The sequence below is a fragment of the Luteolibacter sp. genome (assembly GCF_039920825.1).
GTDB lineage: Bacteria > Verrucomicrobiota > Verrucomicrobiia > Verrucomicrobiales > Akkermansiaceae > Luteolibacter.
In genome coordinates this window covers 31676-50729 of sequence record NZ_JBDSCX010000038.1, presented here as the reverse complement: position 1 = coordinate 50729, position 19054 = coordinate 31676, and the positions used below count along the sequence as shown (strand labels likewise).

The 19054-nt window shown below is 59.6% G+C and carries 20 protein-coding genes; 8 read left to right on the top strand and 12 right to left on the bottom strand.

The window, feature by feature from the left end:
* Positions 1 to 2: 2 nt before the first annotated feature.
* The 6 genes from ABIQ96_RS09355 to polA form a co-directional block, all read right to left on the bottom strand.
* Complete coding sequence (locus tag ABIQ96_RS09355; RefSeq protein ID WP_348214309.1) at positions 3 to 740, bottom strand: sigma-70 family RNA polymerase sigma factor; 738 nt, start codon at positions 738 to 740, stop codon at positions 3 to 5.
* Positions 741 to 822: 82 nt separating this feature from the next.
* A complete protein-coding gene (locus ABIQ96_RS09350) occupies positions 823 to 1431 on the bottom strand; it encodes a hypothetical protein (protein ID WP_348214308.1) in 609 nt (202 codons plus the stop codon).
* 68 nt (positions 1432 to 1499) lie between these two features.
* On the bottom strand, positions 1500 to 2111 hold the full coding sequence (locus ABIQ96_RS09345) for a transposase (RefSeq protein ID WP_348214307.1): 612 nt from the start codon (positions 2109 to 2111) through the stop codon (positions 1500 to 1502).
* 89 nt (positions 2112 to 2200) lie between these two features.
* Positions 2201 to 3898, bottom strand: coding sequence for an FAD-dependent oxidoreductase (locus ABIQ96_RS09340; RefSeq protein ID WP_348214306.1), 1698 nt, complete (start codon positions 3896 to 3898; stop codon positions 2201 to 2203).
* A 156-nt stretch (positions 3899 to 4054) separates the two neighbouring features.
* Positions 4055 to 4987 carry a rhomboid family intramembrane serine protease gene (locus tag ABIQ96_RS09335; protein ID WP_348214305.1) on the bottom strand — a complete coding sequence of 311 codons (933 nt, stop codon included), beginning with the start codon at positions 4985 to 4987 and terminating at the stop codon, positions 4055 to 4057.
* A gap of 84 nt (positions 4988 to 5071) precedes the next feature.
* Positions 5072 to 7849: a DNA polymerase I gene (gene polA / locus ABIQ96_RS09330; RefSeq protein WP_348214304.1), complete on the bottom strand. Its 2778-nt coding sequence runs from the start codon at positions 7847 to 7849 to the stop codon at positions 5072 to 5074.
* A 103-nt stretch (positions 7850 to 7952) separates the two neighbouring features.
* On the opposite strand from polA, the gene ABIQ96_RS09325 reads away from it, so the two are divergent.
* From ABIQ96_RS09325 to ABIQ96_RS09305, 5 genes are all read left to right on the top strand, one after another.
* Positions 7953 to 8348, top strand: coding sequence for a GntR family transcriptional regulator (locus ABIQ96_RS09325; RefSeq protein WP_348214303.1), 396 nt, complete (start codon positions 7953 to 7955; stop codon positions 8346 to 8348).
* Entirely contained in the window at positions 8345 to 9262 is a 918-nt protein-coding gene (locus ABIQ96_RS09320) for an ABC transporter ATP-binding protein (protein WP_348214302.1), read from the top strand. The genes ABIQ96_RS09325 and ABIQ96_RS09320 overlap by 4 nt, the downstream gene beginning before the upstream one ends.
* Positions 9263 to 9267: 5 nt before the next feature.
* Entirely contained in the window at positions 9268 to 10167 is a 900-nt protein-coding gene (locus ABIQ96_RS09315; RefSeq protein WP_348214301.1) for a hypothetical protein, read from the top strand.
* 19 nt (positions 10168 to 10186) lie between these two features.
* On the top strand, positions 10187 to 10891 hold the full coding sequence (locus tag ABIQ96_RS09310; RefSeq protein ID WP_348214300.1) for a hypothetical protein: 705 nt from the start codon (positions 10187 to 10189) through the stop codon (positions 10889 to 10891).
* Positions 10892 to 11024: 133 nt separating this feature from the next.
* Positions 11025 to 11369 (top strand): hypothetical protein, encoded by a 345-nt coding sequence (locus ABIQ96_RS09305; RefSeq protein WP_348214299.1) that lies wholly within the window; start codon positions 11025 to 11027, stop codon positions 11367 to 11369.
* Here ABIQ96_RS09305 and ABIQ96_RS09300 read toward each other — a convergent pair.
* Positions 11356 to 12405 (bottom strand): hypothetical protein, encoded by a 1050-nt coding sequence (locus ABIQ96_RS09300; protein WP_348214298.1) that lies wholly within the window; start codon positions 12403 to 12405, stop codon positions 11356 to 11358. The two genes, ABIQ96_RS09305 and ABIQ96_RS09300, sit on opposite strands and share 14 nt — an antisense overlap.
* Positions 12406 to 12501: 96 nt before the next feature.
* Between ABIQ96_RS09300 and ABIQ96_RS09295 the strand changes: the two genes are divergently transcribed.
* Entirely contained in the window at positions 12502 to 12732 is a 231-nt protein-coding gene (locus ABIQ96_RS09295) for a hypothetical protein (protein ID WP_348214297.1), read from the top strand.
* On the top strand, positions 12722 to 13132 hold the full coding sequence (locus ABIQ96_RS09290) for a PIN domain-containing protein (RefSeq protein ID WP_348214296.1): 411 nt from the start codon (positions 12722 to 12724) through the stop codon (positions 13130 to 13132). The genes ABIQ96_RS09295 and ABIQ96_RS09290 overlap by 11 nt, the downstream gene beginning before the upstream one ends.
* 6 nt (positions 13133 to 13138) lie before the next feature.
* Here the strand turns inward: ABIQ96_RS09290 and argF are convergent, their stop codons facing one another.
* The 5 genes from argF to ABIQ96_RS09265 form a co-directional block, all read right to left on the bottom strand.
* Positions 13139 to 14038, bottom strand: a complete 900-nt coding sequence (argF, locus tag ABIQ96_RS09285; RefSeq protein WP_348214295.1) for an ornithine carbamoyltransferase — start codon at positions 14036 to 14038, stop codon at positions 13139 to 13141.
* 55 nt (positions 14039 to 14093) lie between these two features.
* Positions 14094 to 14468: a four helix bundle protein gene (locus ABIQ96_RS09280; protein WP_348214294.1), complete on the bottom strand. Its 375-nt coding sequence runs from the start codon at positions 14466 to 14468 to the stop codon at positions 14094 to 14096.
* A gap of 27 nt (positions 14469 to 14495) precedes the next feature.
* Entirely contained in the window at positions 14496 to 15758 is a 1263-nt protein-coding gene (locus ABIQ96_RS09275) for an aspartate aminotransferase family protein (RefSeq protein ID WP_348214293.1), read from the bottom strand.
* A 324-nt stretch (positions 15759 to 16082) separates the two neighbouring features.
* Positions 16083 to 16712, bottom strand: coding sequence for a response regulator transcription factor (locus ABIQ96_RS09270; protein WP_348214292.1), 630 nt, complete (start codon positions 16710 to 16712; stop codon positions 16083 to 16085).
* The gene (locus tag ABIQ96_RS09265) at positions 16709 to 17668 is read right to left on the bottom strand and encodes a sensor histidine kinase (protein WP_348214291.1); all 960 of its coding nucleotides are present in this window, start codon (positions 17666 to 17668) and stop codon (positions 16709 to 16711) included. Before ABIQ96_RS09265 ends, ABIQ96_RS09270 begins: the two co-directional genes overlap by 4 nt.
* Positions 17669 to 17820: 152 nt before the next feature.
* On the opposite strand from ABIQ96_RS09265, the gene ABIQ96_RS09260 reads away from it, so the two are divergent.
* Positions 17821 to 19002, top strand: coding sequence for a hypothetical protein (locus ABIQ96_RS09260; RefSeq protein WP_348214290.1), 1182 nt, complete (start codon positions 17821 to 17823; stop codon positions 19000 to 19002).
* Positions 19003 to 19054: the final 52 nt, after the last annotated feature.

Here is a 19054-nt window from a genome sequence, read left to right as displayed (position 1 = left end):
CATCACTCGGAAAGGGCCGCGAACAGCGCGTTCATTTCCTCGTCCACCAGATCGTCGGTGGCAAGCGTGCGGGAAATTTCCCCGCGCAGCCGTTGGCGGTAGCGCTTGCGCAAACGATGCACCGCCACGCGCGCCGCGCCCTCGGTCATGCCCGATTCCGCTGCGAGATCGGCGTAGGGAATCGTCGCGCTGCTCACCGAGAGAAACGGCATCCAGCGGGCAAACGAGTCGCCCGGTTCGGAGGCATTCGCTTCCACCTCGAGATCGGCGAGCACCTTGTCCAGCAGCGCGAGAGCCCATTCACGGTCGAAGAGCTTGTCCGGACTGCGCCCGTCCTCAAGCTCCAAACAGAGGCCGGTTTCCCCATGCTGCCGGTCGATCGAAAGATGTTGGACAAAGCCGCCGCGCTTCTGCCGGTGGTCGCGCCGCCATTCGCTGGCGATGTGGTTTTTCAACGATGCCAGAAGGAACGCACGGAATCGTCCGCGATCCCGATCGGCGAGGCGCAGGCCGCCGGTTTCTATCAGATCGGCAAAAAATCCCTGCACCAAATCCTCCGCATCCTGCTCCTGTTTGCCGAGACGCCGGACATAGCGGTAAAGCGGAGGCCAGTAGGTTTCGAAAATCGCCGCCAGCGCTTCCGGCGCCCGGGTGTCGCCGCCGCGGGCCGCGTCTCCGATGATCGACCAACGGGTGGAGGCGAAGATCGAGTGCCGCGTTTTGAAGGGTTTTTCGGGCATGAAGTCGGAATACTGCGGATGTTCTACCAGAAAACGACCGGCACGTTACACGGAAATTTAAAAGCTCGCGAAATCGCGTTGCTCAATCCTTCAGCCGGATGATCAACCGCTCCGGCTCGACCTTGAATTCCTCCACGCCGGTGATCTTGCCGTCCTTCCCGCCGAGGATGTCAGCTAACAAATCGCGCCCCTTCAATCCCGCCAGCCAGTCGTTCGGCAGGGAAATTCCCCAGACCGTCAGATCGTCGATCACGAAACTCGGATGCCCCGGCGCGCCACCGACGAGAAACCGGGCGCGGGCTTTCAGACGTTTCCCGCCGACCACCGGCAGATCGGGAGGCAGATCCGTTTCAATGCGGGCGAGGATCGCATCCGTCGCCAGTTGGAAGCTAACACTTTTTCCGAAGGTCGTCCGCTCGTTCAGCAGGCCATTGAGCTCGCGTTCGGTAAGGATGATTTCCTTCGATCCTTTTTCATACTTCGGCTCGGCCGGTTTCTGCATCGCCTCGACCTTCGCCTCCACCGCGGCCTTCTCCGGCGCGGTCAGAACTACCGGACTGATCGGACGGTTGGACCACCACCACAAGCCACCGAGTACCAACAGCAGGATCACCAGACCTATCAGGACTTTCAGCAGGCAGGAATTGCCGGATTTCGGTGGAGTCGGAGCGGGTTGCGGACTTTCGTTCATGGGATATCAACTAAGGAGAATGGACGCCCCCGTCCATTCAAATGATGGGACGGGGGCGTCCCATCTCTTCAGGAAACCGCAAGCGCCATCTCGCTTTGCCATAGACTGAAATTCCCCTCCCGAAGTTTTGCCTTCACCGGATTCCGCCGGATGTAGCGAACGGCGTTCGCAAAATAATCTCCATCACGGATCATCGTGTCCCGGTAGTTCGCCTGCCAGATCGAGCCGCTCCCGATCCTCCGCGCGGATATCGATTTCCAAGTCTGGATCAATGACGGAATGTCATCCAGAGGTTTGAATAGCAGATGCACGTGATTCGGCATGATCACCCACGCATGATGCTCATACCGCTCTCCGTGATGAAACATCAGCACCGTCTCCAACAGATGACGGTTTCCTTCATCTCTCAACAAACAGGAGCCCGCCCCCTGGTCCAACCACACCTCCAATCTGGCGGTGAATCGCCGGTGATATTCCTTTTCCAACTCGGGAGTCCACGGTCGTGGCCAAGTCCGTTTCCATGCGTCGCGCTGGGTTTTCCAGTGATCGATCTTATCTTTCGGCAGGGAATCTCCCAGGCGGAAGGTCACGAACTGCATCGCTTCACCCTGCTGCCAATGCGGCAGCTTCCATCCGTGCTTTTCGATAGATTCATCCGGGTGGAGATAATCGCGCGACACGCTAACTCCCATAAGAAGAATGGACGCCCCCGTCCATTCCAAATGATGGGACGAGGGCGTCCCATCTCCTCAATGCACCACCATTTCAATCAACTATAAGTGCCGAGCAGTTGGTGCACGTTCTCGATGGCCATGCTCCCTTCGCCGACCGCCGCGCTGCACCGTTTCACCGATCCGGAGCGGACATCACCCGCGGCAAAGACGCCGGGCCAACTGGTCTCAAAGGGATAAGGCGGGCGGGCGGCATCCGTCCAAGCCGGAGCTCCGGCCACCGCCTGGCCGGTTTTTACGAAGCCGCGTTCGTCCTGCCAGATTTCCGGTGGCAGCCAGTTGGTGCAAGGGTTGGCACCGATCATGGAAAACACAGCGACGGTCTGCACGGTGCGGCGTTCGGCCGTTTGTGTGTTCTCGATTTCCACCGACTGGAGCCTGGACTCGCCCGTCATCTTGCGGATTTCCGTGCGATAGTGGATCTCAATGTTGTCCTTCGCCTCGACGCGGGTGGAGAGGTAGCTGGACATGCTCTTGGTTAGATCCGTGCCGCGGACGACGAGGAGCACCCGGCTGGCGATTTCGGAAATGAACATGGCGGCCTGCCCGGCCGAATTTCCGGCTCCGACGACGATCACGGTGGCGTCTTTGCAAAATTTCGCCTCCATCACCGTCGCGGCGTAATAGACGCCCATGCCTTCGAATTTTTCACGGCCTTCCGCTTCGATGCGGTTGTATTGCGCGCCGGTGGAGATGATCACGGTCTTCGCCCGCAAGACGGTGCCGCAGCCATCGATGGTGATGGCGGCGGCGTGTTCGCCATCGGCCTTGGTGAGCGAGAGGGCTCGGGAAGGAGTGGAAAATTTCGCACCGAATCGGTGAGCCTGGAGCTGGGCGCGGTTGGTGAGTTCTCCGCCGCTGATGCCGGTGGGATGGCCGAAGAAGTTTTCTATCAGCGACGAGGACCCCGCCTGACCTCCCGGTGCGAAGCTTTCCAAAACGACGGTTCTCAAGCCCTCCGAAGCGCCATTCACCGCCGCCGCCAACCCGGCGGGTCCGGCACCGACGATGGCGAGATCGCAGAGCTTTTCCGTTTCACCATCGAAGCCTAACGGCCGCACCAAACCTGCGACGATGGCGACTTGCATGATGGTGGGTTTCTTATGGACGCATCCATCGCCGACGATGACGGCAGGCAGATCCGCCGAGGGCAGGGTGTAACGTTCGATGATCGTGATGCCTTCCTCACTGGTGGAGTCGACGAGGCTGTGCGGGATGTGGTTTTTATCGAGGAAATCGTCGATCAGATGACCGCCGCGGCAACCGGGATGGGCGAGGACGCGGAGCCCGGCGAACTTGCCATCGTGCAGGAGCCGTTCGCGGCGCATCATGAAAGCGCGTACCAGGGTTTCGCCCACGCCGGGCAAATCTGCCAGAGCACGCCGCAGCTTGTCGGCGGGAATGAGGATGACTTCCGTTTCCTCCGCTCCGCCGCGCACGCTGGCGATCGACGAGGTGCCGTGCAACATGGAGATTTCCGCCACGAAATCGCGCGGTCCGGGTTCTGCTAGAATTTGCTCCGTTCCTTCGCGGGATTCGTAAGCTTCCAACCTGCCGCTGATGACCACCGCCATCGGGTAATCGCGCTGCCCCGCGTGGACGACGACTTCGCCGGCGCGGATGATGCACCGCTCGCCGATGGCTTCCAATTCCGCGAGCTGCCGATCCGACAGTTTCGGAAACGCAATGCTCTCGGTGTCGCGGTAAAATCTATCTTCCTCTTCTTCGGTGGTCATCGGTTCGGGCAGGGGATATGTGTGGAGGCTGACGGGAGCTTATTTAGACATAGCAGAAATTACGCCCGTTGGCCACAGGAATGGACGATCCGCACCCTTCAGCCGGAAATGATCCAGCCCCGCAAGGCGAAGCGGTGGGCGGCCTCAAGTCCTCGATCAGGAAGCAATTTCCGGCAGGTGATGCTCGCAGTATTCCTGGCCATCGGTGCCGACCCGGAACTCGATGTCCGCATCGTGTTCCTCGGTTTTTCCACAAACCACGCATCGATGGATGGCACCCGAGCCGGCAATGATCGCGCGGCGGAATTCGTGGCGGCGCTTGAGAGCCTGCCAGCCACCGTTGAGCAGCGCGTCGCCGCCACCAATCGCACCTCCGGCAAACAGGCCGAAGAGATGCGCCCAGTTGGCGATCGGTCCGACCAAGCCGGTGAAACAAACGACCAGCCAGATCAGCATGTAACGGACGGTTCGCGGGTTGAGATAGAGGCCGCCCCTGGGATGGAGTTTCCCATGCACGACTACGAAGCCAAACAGCCCGTAAACAACGCCGGACATGCCGCCGAAGTTAGTGCCGCCTGAGAGCGCTTGGGCGACATTGGAAACCACCGCAATGATGGCCACCAGCAGCAAGAACTTCACCCGGCGAAGGTAAGTTTCCAGCGAGCAGCCAAGCGTCCACAACCACATCATATTAAAGATCAGGTGCATTGGGCCGAAGTGGAGGAACGCGGGCGTCACCAGGCGCCAGACCTGGCCGTGTTTGATCTGTTCGAAAGGCTTCGATGTTGGAAACACTGCCTTCTTATATTGCTCGAGCACTCGTCGATATTCGGGCGAGTCATCGCCGTCAGCCTCCTCGATCGATTCGAGACGGGTCTGTAGTTTTTCCAACAGTTCTTGGGGTGGCTGATCGGAAAAATAAAGCCCTGAAACGGGTTTGGTATTGAAGCCCAGTTGGCTGATAGCGGCAACGATGCAGCAGATGACGATGAGGAAAATGGTAGCCGGACAGCCCGACCAATGGATCGGCATTTGCCGATAACGGGCGTGTCGGGGATTCGGTGGGCCGGACGGCTGGCGGTTCATCATGTGTTCCTTATGATATCATCGACCCCGTTGCCAAGTTCGGTTGTGATTTGGGCGGGGTTCAATATTTCTGGCGCCTAACACTCGTCAGTGAGCGGCAAGCCAGTTAGGACCGGTGCCGGCTTCCACGTCGATCGGAACTCCGTTTGGCAGTGGCAGCGCGGTTTTCATCGCATCGAGGATTTTCGGGATGAGTTCCTCCTGCTCATCGAGCGCAAGGTCGAAGACGAGTTCGTCGTGCACCTGGAGCAGCATTTTCGTTTTGTATGGCTTTTCCCGTAGCAAGGTATCGACGCGGATCATCGCGAGTTTGATCATATCGGCGGCGGTGCCTTGGATCGGTGAATTGATGGCGGCGCGTTCGGCGTTTCCGCGGAGGTTTTGGTTGCCGGAAGTGAGGTCCGGGAAATAGCGACGGCGGCCGCTGAGGGTGGCGACGTAGCCGGATTCACGGGCTTCGTTCACCGTGCGATCCATGAACTCGCGGATGGTAGGATACTCACGGAAATAGGCGTCGATGATGTTTGCTGCTTCGGTGCGAGGGATGGCTAACCGCTGGCTGAGGCCGAACGCGGAAATGCCGTAGATGATCCCGAAGTTCACCATCTTCGCGGTGCGGCGCATGTCGGAGGTGACATTTTCCGGATCGATCACGAAGACCTTGGACGCGGTGACGGTGTGGATGTCGGTGCCGTTTTGGAAGGCCTCGATCATCGTCGCGTCTTTTGATAGAGCGGCCATCACGCGCAGCTCGATTTGCGAGTAGTCGCACGATAGAAGTGTGAATCCCTCGCGCGGTACGAAGGCCTTGCGGATCTTGCGGCCAGCTTCGGAGCGGATCGGGATGTTCTGCAAATTCGGATCGGTTGAAGCCAACCGTCCTGTCGCTGCCACAAGCTGATGGAAAGTTGTATGGATACGCCCTGTTTCCGGGACAATGTGGTTGGGCAATGCGTCGAGGTAAGTGGATTTCAGTTTCGTCGCTTCCCGCCAGGCGAGGATATCGGTAATGATCGGGTGCTTGCCTTCAAGCGTGGCGAGCGTCTGTTCGTCCGTCTTATATTGACCGGTCTTGGTTTTCTTCGCCTTATCAGCCAGACCTAACTGGTCGAACAGGATTTCACCGAGTTGCTTCGGCGAGGCGATGTTGAACGAGCGATCGGCATGGCGGTGGATGGATTTCACCAGCTCGTCGATCTGAATCTGAAGCTCGTCGCCGATGACGGAGAGGGCTGCTGGATCGATGGCGATGCCTTCCATTTCCATGGCTACCAGCACCGGTTGCAACGGGCCTTCGATGTCGCGCAGAATTGGTGCCTGGCCCGATGTTTCAAGCAGCGGGCGAAGCGTCTGCGCGAGTTGGAACGTGACATCGGCATCCTCGGCGGCGTATTCCGCCAGCACGGCGAGCGGGATGGCGGAAATGTCGAGGTCCTTGGAGGCCTTGGTTTTTTCCGCATGGGCGAACAAGTCAAGCGAAGCGGCCGCCTCAGGTTCGGCGACAGGTTTGGAAATATCCGCGAGTTTGACCGGAGTGTAGCCTAGCAGAATTTCGGAAAGGTAATCCATCGAGTGCCGCCGCTCGGGCGCGACAAGCGTATCGGCAAGCATCGTGTCGAAGAACGGCCCGGTGACTTGGATGCCGTGGTGGAGCAGGATCGAGAGATCGAACTTGAGGTTGTGGCCGATTTTTTCCGCAGGCGACGAAAGGGCGGCGCGGAGGTCGGAAAGCAGGGAGTCCGAATAGGGAAGATACCAGCCTTCATGAGCTTTCCATGAAAACGCGACGCCTAGCAGCTTGGCGGCGAAGCGGTCGAGGCCGGTCGTTTCGATGTCGAAGCAGAAGGATTTCTGTAGAGCGAGTTCGTCAAAAAGCTGCTTCTGGAGTTCCGGCGTGTCGGCGAGATGATAACTGTGTTCTACCTCGCGGATGGTTTTGAAGGTTTCGAAAATCGTCGGCGTAGCGGTCTCTTCCGGACTACTTGCTTCCTCCCCTCCCGAGGCGAATAGCCGCTTCGACAGCGTGCGGAATTCGAACTCGTTGAAGAGTGTTTTCAACGCCTCGTCATCGCGTTTTGATAGAACAAGCGCGTCCCAAGTCACTTCCACCGGCACATCGAGAATGATCGTGGCGAGCTCCTTCGACAGCAGGGCCTGGTCGGCGTGGGTTTCGAGGTTTTCCTTCTGCTTGCCCTTGAGAGTGGCGGTGTTGGCGAGAAGGTTTTCGATCGAGCCGAAATCGGCGATGAGCTTCTGCGCGGTCTTCGGACCGATGCCGGGAACGCCGGGGATGTTGTCGGACGCGTCGCCCATCAACCCTAACAAATCGATAATCTGGTGCGGTTCGCTGACGCCCCAGATTTCCGGAAGCTGCGGCAGGCCGATGATTTCATGGTCGTTGCCCTTGCGGCCGGGTTTCCACATGAAGGTGACGGCTGATAGAAGCTGCGCGAAATCCTTGTCGGGCGTGACCATGTAGGACTCGAAATCGTCCGGTTCTGCACGTTTCACCAGGGTACCGATGATGTCGTCCGCCTCGAAGCCGTCGATTTCCAACACCGGGATGTGGAACGCGCGGCAGAGATCCTTCACATGCGGAATCGCAGCGGCAAGTTCCTCCGGCATCTCGTCACGCTGAGCCTTGTAGGCCGGATAACGGATGTGCCGCGGCGTCGGCGCGGACGTGTCGAACGCGACGCCGATGTGCGTGGGGCTTTCCTTTTCCAGGATGAACAGCAGCGTGTTGATGAAGCCGTAAAGCGCGGAGGTGTTGACGCCCTTCGAGTTGCGGATCGGATTCTGGATGAACGCGAAATGGGCACGGTAAACCAGGGCCATGCCGTCGAGCAGGAAAAGGCGTTTCATGGCGGCAGCTTGGTCAGCTGCCGGGAACGAGTCGAGGCGAGGGAAACAAAATCCTTGCGGATAACTGTATGATTGTTACCATACAGTAGAACACCGTCTCGAAATGCTCCATTTCCAGCTCGATATCCAATCAGGCGTCCCGGTTTACCGGCAACTGATGGACCAGATCCGCCATTATGTGGCGTCGGGCACGCTCGCACCGGGCGACCAACTCCCTTCGATCCGCGAGATGGCGAAAACGCTGGCCGTGAATCCAACCACCATCGTCAAAGCCTACGGCGAGCTGGATCACGAAGGCGTCGTCGAGCTGCGACACGGGCGCGGTGTCTTTGTGGCGGAAACTCCGCCCGCGTGGCCCGAGGAGCGGCGCCGTGAAAAGCTCGACGCGCTCGCCCGCCAGATCGCCGTGGAAGCCCGGCAAATGGGCGCTTCCGAAGACGAAGTCCGCGAGGCGATCCGGCGCGCCTTCATTTCACTCTCCAACCCGCCCCCGCCATGAACTCCACCGACGAACCCGTGATCGCCGCCAGCGGCCTGTCCAAATCCTTCCGCGGAAATCTCGCGGTTAACGGCCTCGATCTCGCCGTGCCGCGCGGCTCGATTTATGGCCTCATCGGCCGCAACGGCGCGGGCAAAACCACCACCCTGCGAATGCTCATGGGCCTGCTCCGCCCGGCGGCCGGCACCGCACGGGTGCTCGGTCACGAACTCTGGTCGGCACCCCGCGCCATTCGCCAGCGGGTGGCCTATGTCTCGCAGGAGCAACAGCTTCCGCCCGCGAAATGCACCGCCGATCTTTGCCTCGATTTCTCGCACCTTTACGAAAACTGGGATTTCCCGCTGGCGGAAAAGCTGGCGAAGCGGTTCGGCATCCGCGTCGAGTCGCCGATGGCAGCGCTCAGCGGAGGTGATCGGCGCAAGGTGGCCGTGCTGCTTGCGTTTTCCGCCAGACCCGAGGTAATCATTCTCGACGAACCCGCAGCCGGCCTCGATCCCATCGCGCGACGACAGCTCATGGAGGAAATCGTGGATTTCCTCGGCGACGGAGGCGAGCGCACGGTGCTTTTCAGCACCCACATCCTGGAAGATCTCGAACGCGTCGCCGAACACGTCGGCATCATGGACCGCGGCCGGATGCTCGCCGCCGGTCCTCTGGAAGACCTTCAATCCGGAATGCGCCGTGTGCAGGTCGTCTTCGACAGCCCCGCCGTTCCGGAAGGTTTCAGCATTCCCGGTGCCATGCGAACTCGTGTGGAAGGCCCCGTTTTCACTGCCATCGCCCGCATCGACAGCCCCGCCCGGCTTGAGGAAATCCGGGCCTTGCCCGGCGTCCGCGTCTCCGATTTCCCGCTCGGCCTGCAAGACCTCTTCATCGAGCTGCTGGGTAACCAACCCGAAAATCCGAAACTCTAACCGCCATGTCAGAAATCCGCTTCACCGCCCCCACGAGTCGGGGAACATCCGATTTCCGCGCCCTGCTTCTTCAGGAATGGAAACTCTGCCGCAATCAATTCATCCGGTTGGCGTCTGTCTGGTTCATCGGACTTTGGGTGCTGGTCATTTTCCAACATCCGGGCTGGTTGCTGGCGATCGGTGTCGCCCACATCATGACCCTTTCCGCCGTCCAAGGCGGGCGTGACGTCATCGACGGCACGGAGGAATTTTCATTCACATTGCCGCCGGGCCGGGGGCCGTTGTTTCTCGCGCGGATCTTTCCGGGGTTCGTCTTCCTGGCGGCCAACGGTCTGTTAGGTAGCCTGGCCATCCTATACAGTCTTCCGCAGCGGCTTTGGTCGCTCGTCTTCAGCAGCGGGCTAACAGAATCATTCTCCGTCGTCCGGGAACCGGTCTGGTACATCGCGGCCTTGTTCGCGCCTTGCGCTGCCCACGCCATCACCTTCACTACCGCCGCCCTTTCCGGATCCCGGCAAGGGGTCAACGCGGCCGTCTCGGTCGGATTGATCGGAACCGCAGCCACCATGCTGGTCGGGTGGTGGGCCGACAAAGGCCTGTCGCCCGAACCTTGGGGAATTCTAACCGGAGTCGGACTACTGGGAGTCGCCGTGCTCGTGCCGGCCGCCGGATACCTCCTTTATCTCCGAAAGGAAACGTCCGCCTCCAGCGACTCCGCCGATGGCGTCAAAGTGAGATTCTGGATCGTCGCCGCCATTGTCACGGCTTTCTTTCTGCTGCTCGCGTTCTGGTTGCGCTCCGCGTCGGTGAGTTCGGTCGGAATGAATGACTTGCGACGCGATCAGATGGTCGCCCAAAACCCGGCGCATTTCACGCTGACCCCCGTGAAATCCCCCGCGCTCTGAAACCCAACCTTCAATTGACATGAACTCACATTTCCTCATCGGCCAGTTCCTCTATCAGGTCACCGTAGTGCTGATCGCGATCTCGCTGCTGGTATTTGCTTTGACGAGATCCTCGTCCTCCAACCGTCCGGTCGTCCGTCCCGATCATTTTCACCGCCTTGTCCGCAGGCTGGCGGCGCTCGTCGCGGTCGGTGCCGTGGCTGCCACCGCCATCGGGACCTGGCGCGGCACTTCAGGAGTTGTTCGCGCCGATGCCTTCGAAGTCACCGTCCCCACCAGGCCCGCGCCTCTGATCGCGAAAGCCCCTGACAACCGCTCCCTCGACATTGGTCCGACAAAACTGATAGGCACGGTGATCGTTGCCCGTCGGGTCGGGAGCCGGTATTTTCCACTTCATGGCGAAAGCCGGGTGGTTGAGGGACAGGCGGGATATCTCATGTCGCTGAAGTTCGACTCCACCTGGAAGGACTACCATTACACCGTTTCCATCCAGACCGAGAATTTCTATCACAAGGACGGAGTCCTCAACTCGCAAGGCGGTCTTTACATCAATATGAACGGGCCGGGCGGGAGCGACAAAAGTTCGGTCGTCACGATTCCCAATCGGCACGTTGATCACGAAAGCTTTCCAAGGTGGCCCCGGCTTGATCCATCAGCCTACGTCCCTTGTCCCGGTGGACGACAGGGGAAATCTTTATCTTCTCATCCACCTCGCGCTTTCTGACCGCAGTGATCCGCTGCGCGAAACGCCCGCGCTCGCGTGGCTCGCAACCGAGCGCTTTCCGTCGGAAAGCTGGATCTCCCAGTCCGGATTACCTCGCTTGCGTGATGACTCTAACACAGCTCCAGGCCTCCGCATGTTCGCCTACCTCGGACCCGCCTCGTGGTTGTTGGTGCTTGCCGCGGCGGCGGGGTCCCTGTGTTTCCGCCGCGGCTGGCGCGGCCCCGCGTTCACCGGACTGACCGCCTGCATGGTGCTTTATGCGGGGGTGATCGACGCCCTCGTCCTGCAACGCCGCGCCCGCGTGATCGCCGATTCCGGAAAGCCGGAATCCACCCGAGTGATCGCCGCAGTCTCTCTGCAGGGCACGTTCTTCCACAAGGCGCGGGCCGTCGAACTCCTCGATGAAATTGCCCGCGATGCCAGCGCCCCTACCTCGCTCCGCGAGGCAGCGCGCCATTTAGCGGTCAAGGGCGGCTGACCGAACCGTCGTTGGACTGCTTGACGTCGAGCATCAGGGAAATGTGCATGGCCGTGAGCTCGCCCATCGACCGGCAGTCGCCAAAGCCGCTGGTGCCGTGCATCCGGTCCAACTCGCGTGCCAGTTTGGTGACGTGATCCATCGGCGCAATGTCCTCGCGTCGCATGATGCCGAGCAACGCGCGCAACCGGCTGCTCTCTACTTTCGCCCGCCGCGCCATCTGCGCGTGTTCCTCCGCGACGTACTGGTCGATGCTCTTGCGGTTGAGCACCTCGAAGGCCAGACGGGTAACCTTGCGGTTCGAGTTGAAACGGAACGCCAGATAGATATTGCCACTTCCCTCATATGACTGCTGGTCGAAATCGATGGCTCGTACGCGATACTGCACTTCCTCGAAATCCGGGGTGATATCGACGACGTAGTTCACGCTGCGCATGTCACCAAGCAGGCGTATGAAACTTCGCTCGGTGAATTTCGTGAACTCCTTGGCGATCCGGACCTTGTTGAGCCCCGGTTGCGGCAGATATTCGCGGAGAAAAACATCCCCGGGCACGCCTGCGATGTGCTCCTCGATGAGCGTGTTGCCATTGACCAGATAGTTCATCCGGTTAGGCGAAAGGATGTGCTCCAGTTCGAGTCCGTAGATGCGCGAGGCATCCGCCTGTTTGACGTAGAAGTAATCCGAGTTGTCGTTGAAAAGATTGGTGACGCGGATGCGGAACGGTTTTGAATTTCCAAAATCACCAAAGTCGATTCGGTCCACCAGAAGGTGTTCGTGTTGCTCCGCGTCGCGCCCGAGCTTCAGTTCGGTGTAGATGCTGGTCAGCCGCGGCCGCAACTCCGCGATGACTTCCGGCGGATACATCACCGTCAGCCACAAGGTTTCACGGCCCTTCGGATCGTCATACGGGATCGCCCCGCTGAACCGGCAAAGTTCGTCATAGACTTTGGGAATCTCCCGCTGGCGATCGAAGTGATAGAGATACTGCCGCAATGATTGGGAAACCGGATACTTCGTCTTCTGCCGCGCGATCACGGGCGAAGCATGGAGGAAATCGATGACTGTAGCCAGCCCGGGTTTCAGGCGGTCCGTTTTGTTGACAATTCACCCATATCGCCGTATTTACGGTTTGTGAAAACTACCATCGAAATTCCCGACGCCATGGCCCAGCGGGTGAAAATCCTAGCAGCGGAGCAGCGGACCACCCTGCGGGATCTGGTTCTGCAGGGGTTGGAAACCATTTTAAACGAGAAGCCGGTGAAAGCCCGGGATCGCGCCAAAAAAGTCTTTGCCGCCATGGATCGACTGCCCGAGTTCTCTGCGAAAAACCGCCTCAGCCGCTCCGATGCCAATGCGCGCTGACATTTTTCTAGATACCAATATCCTGCTTTATGCCGCCTCCCGCGACGCGGCTGGCTTACAAAAGCGCGAGAAAGCCCGCGAGCTTTTGGGCCGCGAGAACGTGGGGCTTTCCGTGCAAGTTCTCGCGGAATTCTTTGTCAACGCCACCGGCAAACTCAAACTTCCAGAGGACAAGGTGGCCGCGGTATTGGAGTCCTTCGAAAGCTATCCGATCCTGCCGGTGACGGAGGCAATTTTCTGGGCGGCACTCGTCACGAGGAGGCGCTATCAGATTTCATACTGGGACGCCGCGATCATTGCCGCGGCGGCGGAACTGGGCTGCCACACGATTTTCTCCGAGGATCTCAATCATGGTCAGATCTATGACGGCGTGCGTGTTCTCAACCCTTTCGCGGACTGAGGGTCATCACGATTTCCGCGCGATCGCGACGAGCACCGCCTTCTGCGCGTGGAGACGGTTTTCCGCTTGTTGGAAAATCGTTCCGGCATGCAGCTCAAGCACTTCCTCGCTGATCTCCTTGCCGCGATAGGCGGGCAGGCAGTGCAGGACGATGTGGCCCGGAGCGGCGTGCGCGAGGAGTTCCGAGTTCACCTGGAATCCGGCGAACTCGAGTTCCTTTTCCTTCTGCCCTTCCTGGCCCATCGACAGCCAGACGTCGGTATTGACGACATCCGCACCCTTCGCGGCGGCTGCCGGATCGGTCGTGATGGTGACGTTCGCAGCGTCGAGTTTTGCTAGAAAATCGGCGGGCGGCTGGCAGGAAACCGGCGATGCCACTGCCAGCTCGAAGCCGAGTCGTTTCGCGGCCCACATCCAGGAGATGGTCATGTTGGAAAATCCATCGCCGATGAACGCGACCTTTTTACCCTCCCAAGTGCCGAGTTTCTCGCGAATCGTCAGCAGGTCGGCGAGGATCTGGCAGGGATGTTCGTCGTCGGTAAGCGCGTTGATCGTCGGGATGCCGGAAAACTCCGCGAAGTCCACGACGTCCTGCTGCGCGAACGTCCGGATGATCGCGCCATGCACCATGCGTCCCAACACCCGCGCGGTGTCCTTGATCGGCTCTCCGCGGCCGAGTTGGATGTCATTTCCTGATAGAAACATCGGAAAACCGCCGAGCTCGCGAATGCCGACTTCGAACGACACGCGGGTCCGGGTGGACGACTTGGTGAAAATCAGCGCCCACGTTTGCCCTGCGAGCGTCTGTCCGTCACGGCCGCGCTGGCGCTTCAGATATTCGGCCGAGTCGAGCAGGCGTTCGAGATCCTTGGCGCTGAGTTCTTCGATGGACAGGAGTTGGTTCATGGGAATTGAGTGGCTGGGGTCCAGGGGCTGGAGGCTGGGAGAAAGCAAGAGTGGATCAGGAAGTGGCAAGGCGGCGTTCCAAGGCTTCAATCAGCCCATTGAGCATGCGCCCGACTTCGCCGCAGCGTTCGAGCAATTCGTCGTGGTCCGATTCCAAAATATAATTGTAGCACATCGCCAGGGTGATTTGTGTCTCCACTTCATTCATCGATCCCCTGGAAATTGATAGAAAGTGGATGAAGTCCGGCGTGGTTCGCCTGCCGTGCCCTTCGGCAATATTCGACGGCACCGATACTACGGAGCGGTTCAGTTGAGCGCTCAAACCGAAAAGCTCCTGCTTGGGAAACACAAGAGTCGCGTTGTGAACCTCGACGCACAAATCCATGGCTTTTTGCCATACCAGCAAATCACGGTAATACTTAATGTGCATGATTTCGATTCTTACGTATTCCAGCCCCTAGTCCCCGCTCCCAAGCTCCTCAAGGACCGTGCGAATGATCGCCAGCGCCTCGTCCACTTCCGTGTCGGTGACGTTCAGCGGCGGCAGCAGGCGGAAGGCATTGGGCCCAGCAGGTGGAACGAGAAGTCCTTTATCCATCAGCAGGTTGACCACGACGAGCGCGGGTGTCTTTCCTTCCGGAACCATGATGCGTGCGGGATCGAGAGCGATTCCTAACAAGAGTCCCTGGCCGCGCACTTCGGTGACGATCGGAAGGTTCCACGAGCGCACGGTTTCACGGATGCGGACTTCCTGCAGGATCGCGTTCACGGCGAGTTCCTTTTCGCGGATTTCCTTCAGTACCGCCAGAGACGCGGCGCAAACCAACGGGTTTCCGCCATAGGTCGAGCCATGCGAACCCGGCCCCATGAGCGATGAAAGCGCGGTGCCGTCAACATCGACCGCACGGTCGCTCAGCCAGAATGCGCCGATCGGCACACCGCCGCCCATGCCCTTGGCCCACGAAATGCCGTCGGGTTTGACCTCGGGAGCGATCATGCGCCAGCCCATCGCGTCGCCGCAGCGACCGAAACCGGTCTGGACTTCGTCGATGAACAATAACAGATCGTGCTTTTTACACAGATCCGCCACGGCACGGATGAATTCCGGCGTCGCCATGTTCACGCCGCCCTCACCTTGGATGGGCTCTAGCAGTATAGCGGCGGTTTCCGGGCGGACCGAATTTTCGAGCGCCGCGATGTCGTTGAATGGCAGGTAGCGGAAGCCGGGCAACAGGGGATCGAAGCCTTCCTGAATTTTCGCCTGTCCGGTGGCCGACATGGCTCCGAGCGTGCGGCCGTGGAACGACTGCAGAAACGTGACTACTTCATAGCGTTGCGAGCCATTCGCCTGCGGGCGCTTCAAACCGAAACGGCGGGCGGACTTGATCAGGCCGTCGTTCGCTTCGGCACCGGAGTTCGAAAAAAAGATTTTTCCCGGGAGCTGGACGTGGTGCGTGTTGATTTCCTCCGCGAGTTCGGCCTGCAGCGGATTCTGATAGAGATTGGAAACATGCATCAGTTCGCCAGCCTGACGGCGGATCGCCTCGACCAAGGTCGGATGACAATGGCCCAGCGAACACACGGCGATGCCCATGCAGAAATCGAGATAGCTCCTCCCGGCCTCATCCCACAGCCGACAGCCCGCTCCTCGCACCGGCACGAGCGGAAAGCGCCCGTATGTGGGAAGAACGTGTTGGGCATACATTTCGGGAGTCGTCATGGCAGGTCGGGAAAGGGGCGGAGGCTAACTTGATTCCGCGAAATGGCAATGCGCGAAATTTCACCGCCCGCCCGAGGCCCTTCAAGCCCGCCACTCATTGGAAAACCTAGGAAAATGAGAACGCCGCCTCCCCCCCCGGAAAGACGGCGTTCCTGTTTTTACCCTGTCGCAGACCACACCCGCGAAACCAAGGCAAAGAGTCCATGGACGATGTCCATGCGAGTAATATGACCCGTTTTCGGACTTCCGACATTAGGTTTATTCTCATTCCTCTGTCGGAGAAACTCCTTCGAGCTTGTGGGAAATTTCCACTACACCACCCTACTAGTTCACCAGCCCGTTCTGCATCGCGTAGCGGGTGAGTTCGACATTCGTCGACAGCCCCATTTTCTCCGAAATGCGGCTACGGTAAGTGGCCACGGTCTTCTCGCTGAGAGCGAGATCCGAGCTGATTTCCTTGATGGTCTTGCCGGAAGCGATGAGCTGGAGCACTTGGAGCTCGCGGTTGGAAAGGGTCTCGTGGGAAGTCGCCGCGGAATCTCCGGCCATCACCCCGGCGAGCCTCTCGGCAAGCGCGGAACTGATGAAACGACGGCCTGATAGAACCCGCTGTACGGCGGTGACGAGGATGTCCGAAGCGCTTTGTTTGGAAACATAGCCCGCGGCCCCGGACTTCAGGGCGCGGAGGGCGTAATCATCCTCGGATTGCGAACTGACCACCAGAATGGGCAGCGAGGGCTTCTCCCGCTTCACGTCCTGAATGAGTTCCAGACCACTGCGGCCCGGCATGCTGATGTCCACCACGGCCAGATCCCAATCCTCGCGCTGCACCGCCGCCAAACCTTCCCTCGCATCACCCGCCTCGCCGATTTTCACTCCCTTGAAATGCTCCTCCAGCAGCGAAATCATGCCGCGCCTCACGATGGCATGGTCGTCGACAATCAAAACTTTCATGCGAATACAGTTGGAGGGGTCCCCACGCTTGGCAAGGGAATCGTCAAAATCACCTCGGTGCCTTTGCGGGCGCTGCGGACGAACGCCACCCGCCCGCCGACGTTTTCCGCACGTTCCAGCATCCCGATCAGGCCGAGGGACTTCGGATCGGTCAGTTCCGCGGGATCGATGCCCTTGCCGTCATCGTGGATGGCCAGCTTCAGGATGTTGTCCTTCACCGAAAAAGTGGAGTCGATCTTCCGCGCCTCGGCATGACGGGCGATGTTGGTTAGAGATTCCTGGAAAATCCGGAAGGCGGCGGTGCTCACCTCGCTGGGAAGGGTTTCCGGATAGTCGTCGATCTCGATGGCACAGGGGATCGACGTGCGTTGGGAAAAATGCTCCGCCTCCTCGCGCAATGCGGCCCCGAGTCCGAGATGGTCAAGGGCGCTCGGTCGCAAGCCCGCTGAAATTCGCTGCACCGAGTTGATCGTCGTATCCACCATTTCGGATGCCTCCACCAGCTTGTCGATGCAGGGATTCAGCGTCCGGTCCTCGCGGTCGGCGAGGCGGGTTTCGACCAGCCGCAGTTCCATCTTGATGCCTGTTAGCAACTGGCCGAGCTCGTCATGGATTTCCCGGGCGATCCGCGTGCGGTCTTCCTCCCTCAATGTCTGGATGTGCGCGGACAACCGACGGAACCGCTCGCGCGCCTGCTCGATGACGACGAGCCGCCGTTTCTCCGCCAACCGCCAGCCACCGTACGCGCGGCGCAGGACGAAAAAAAGCAGCACCGCAGTGGTGATGACGAAATTCAGCCCCTTGAGCGACTGGATCACGCCCACCTCGGAGGAGTCGGGCACGGATTTGGTCAACAACAGGTCGGATCCCACGATCCACGTGCTGGCCAGAACGAAATAGATCACCACGATCCGGACCTCCGGCAGCGACCAATGATAGCTAGACTCTGATTCCATCGATTCCGGGGAGGGACCGTGATTGTTTGCGGGAAATCCCTTCACTGACGACACCACTAAAGATTCTCCGACAAAGAGTCGAGCCGGGAAATGAGATCCGGTTTGGCTTGGTCCATCCGCTTGGGAATGCCCATACTCCCCGCGACCCGGACATGGTGCGAGATTCCTTATTCCCCACGGCCTCCAACGCGAAACCACCGCCCTGCCTCGCGCCGCTCCAGGAGGTCATGCTCAGGGATTCGTTCCATGCGCCCCGGGAGGGCTATCATGTCGAGCAGGTGGAAATCGTCCTCGCCCGCGACTTCCCTCCCGCCCGAATCACGGCGGCTTGGGAGGAAACCGTGACAGTCTCGGAAGCCCTCCGCACCACCTTTGATTTCAAAAATGGAATTCCAACAGGATTCCACACTGCGCTGGTTTTTCCGGCGATGGAGGTTTCCGCCGAATTGCCCGCATCATGGGAAGACTGGCGCGAATCGGATCGCTGCCGGCCTTTGCTATTTCCCGAGGTCGTGCCGTGGCGGATCGTGTATTGGCCGCACAAACGCAAACTCGTCTGGACGTTTCACCATGTGCTGCTAGACGGACGATCAATCACCCGCATCCTTCGCGGGTTCCTGGCGCGGCTGGCAGGAAATTCCGCGGAAGCACTTCCGCTGTCACGGTGGCAGGCGCCTTCGGCCGAATCCGTGGCAATCGCCGCCGGAATATTTCACGAGTCGGCACGTCTGTTAGGGGTCGCCGATTTTAAAATTCGCGATCACCCGTCCTGTCCCAGACCGGCGGTGCGTCGCCTCGGAAATGAATTCGCAAAATCGCTGCATGCGCGGGCAACGGAAATCGAAACCACCGCCGCCACGCTCGTGATCTGGGCATGGGGCCAGGCGATGGCGGAATTTTCAGGTGCCGACGCCGTCCTCATCGAACAAGTCCGCGCCGGAGCACCGCAACCCGGCACCGCGGGCTTCACAATGAATCTTCTGCCGCTGGTCGTCCGCCGGTCGGGTATCGAAGCGCTGCCGGATTTTCACAGGGATCTTCTCGCATTGCGACGAATCGAATCCGTGTCGTTCAACGATTTCGCGGCGGATATCTATCCGGATGTCGATGCGCCGGGGACAAGCATGATCATGGTCGAGCACGGCACGCTTCAACATGCGGTCGGCGAGAGCGAACTGACCGAATCCATTGTCCTGCACGAACGCAAGGGCGAATCTCTGATGGCGACCGCGCACCTGCTCCCCGACCTCAGGCTCGAAGTCGAAGGTCCGAAACGGCATGATTTATTAGCGGCATGGATCGAACAACTGGAGCGCGGGATTGATCCCACCTGAAATAAGGAGGGTAGGACTACGGCCTACCCGTGGGCAACGGATATCCAAGCTC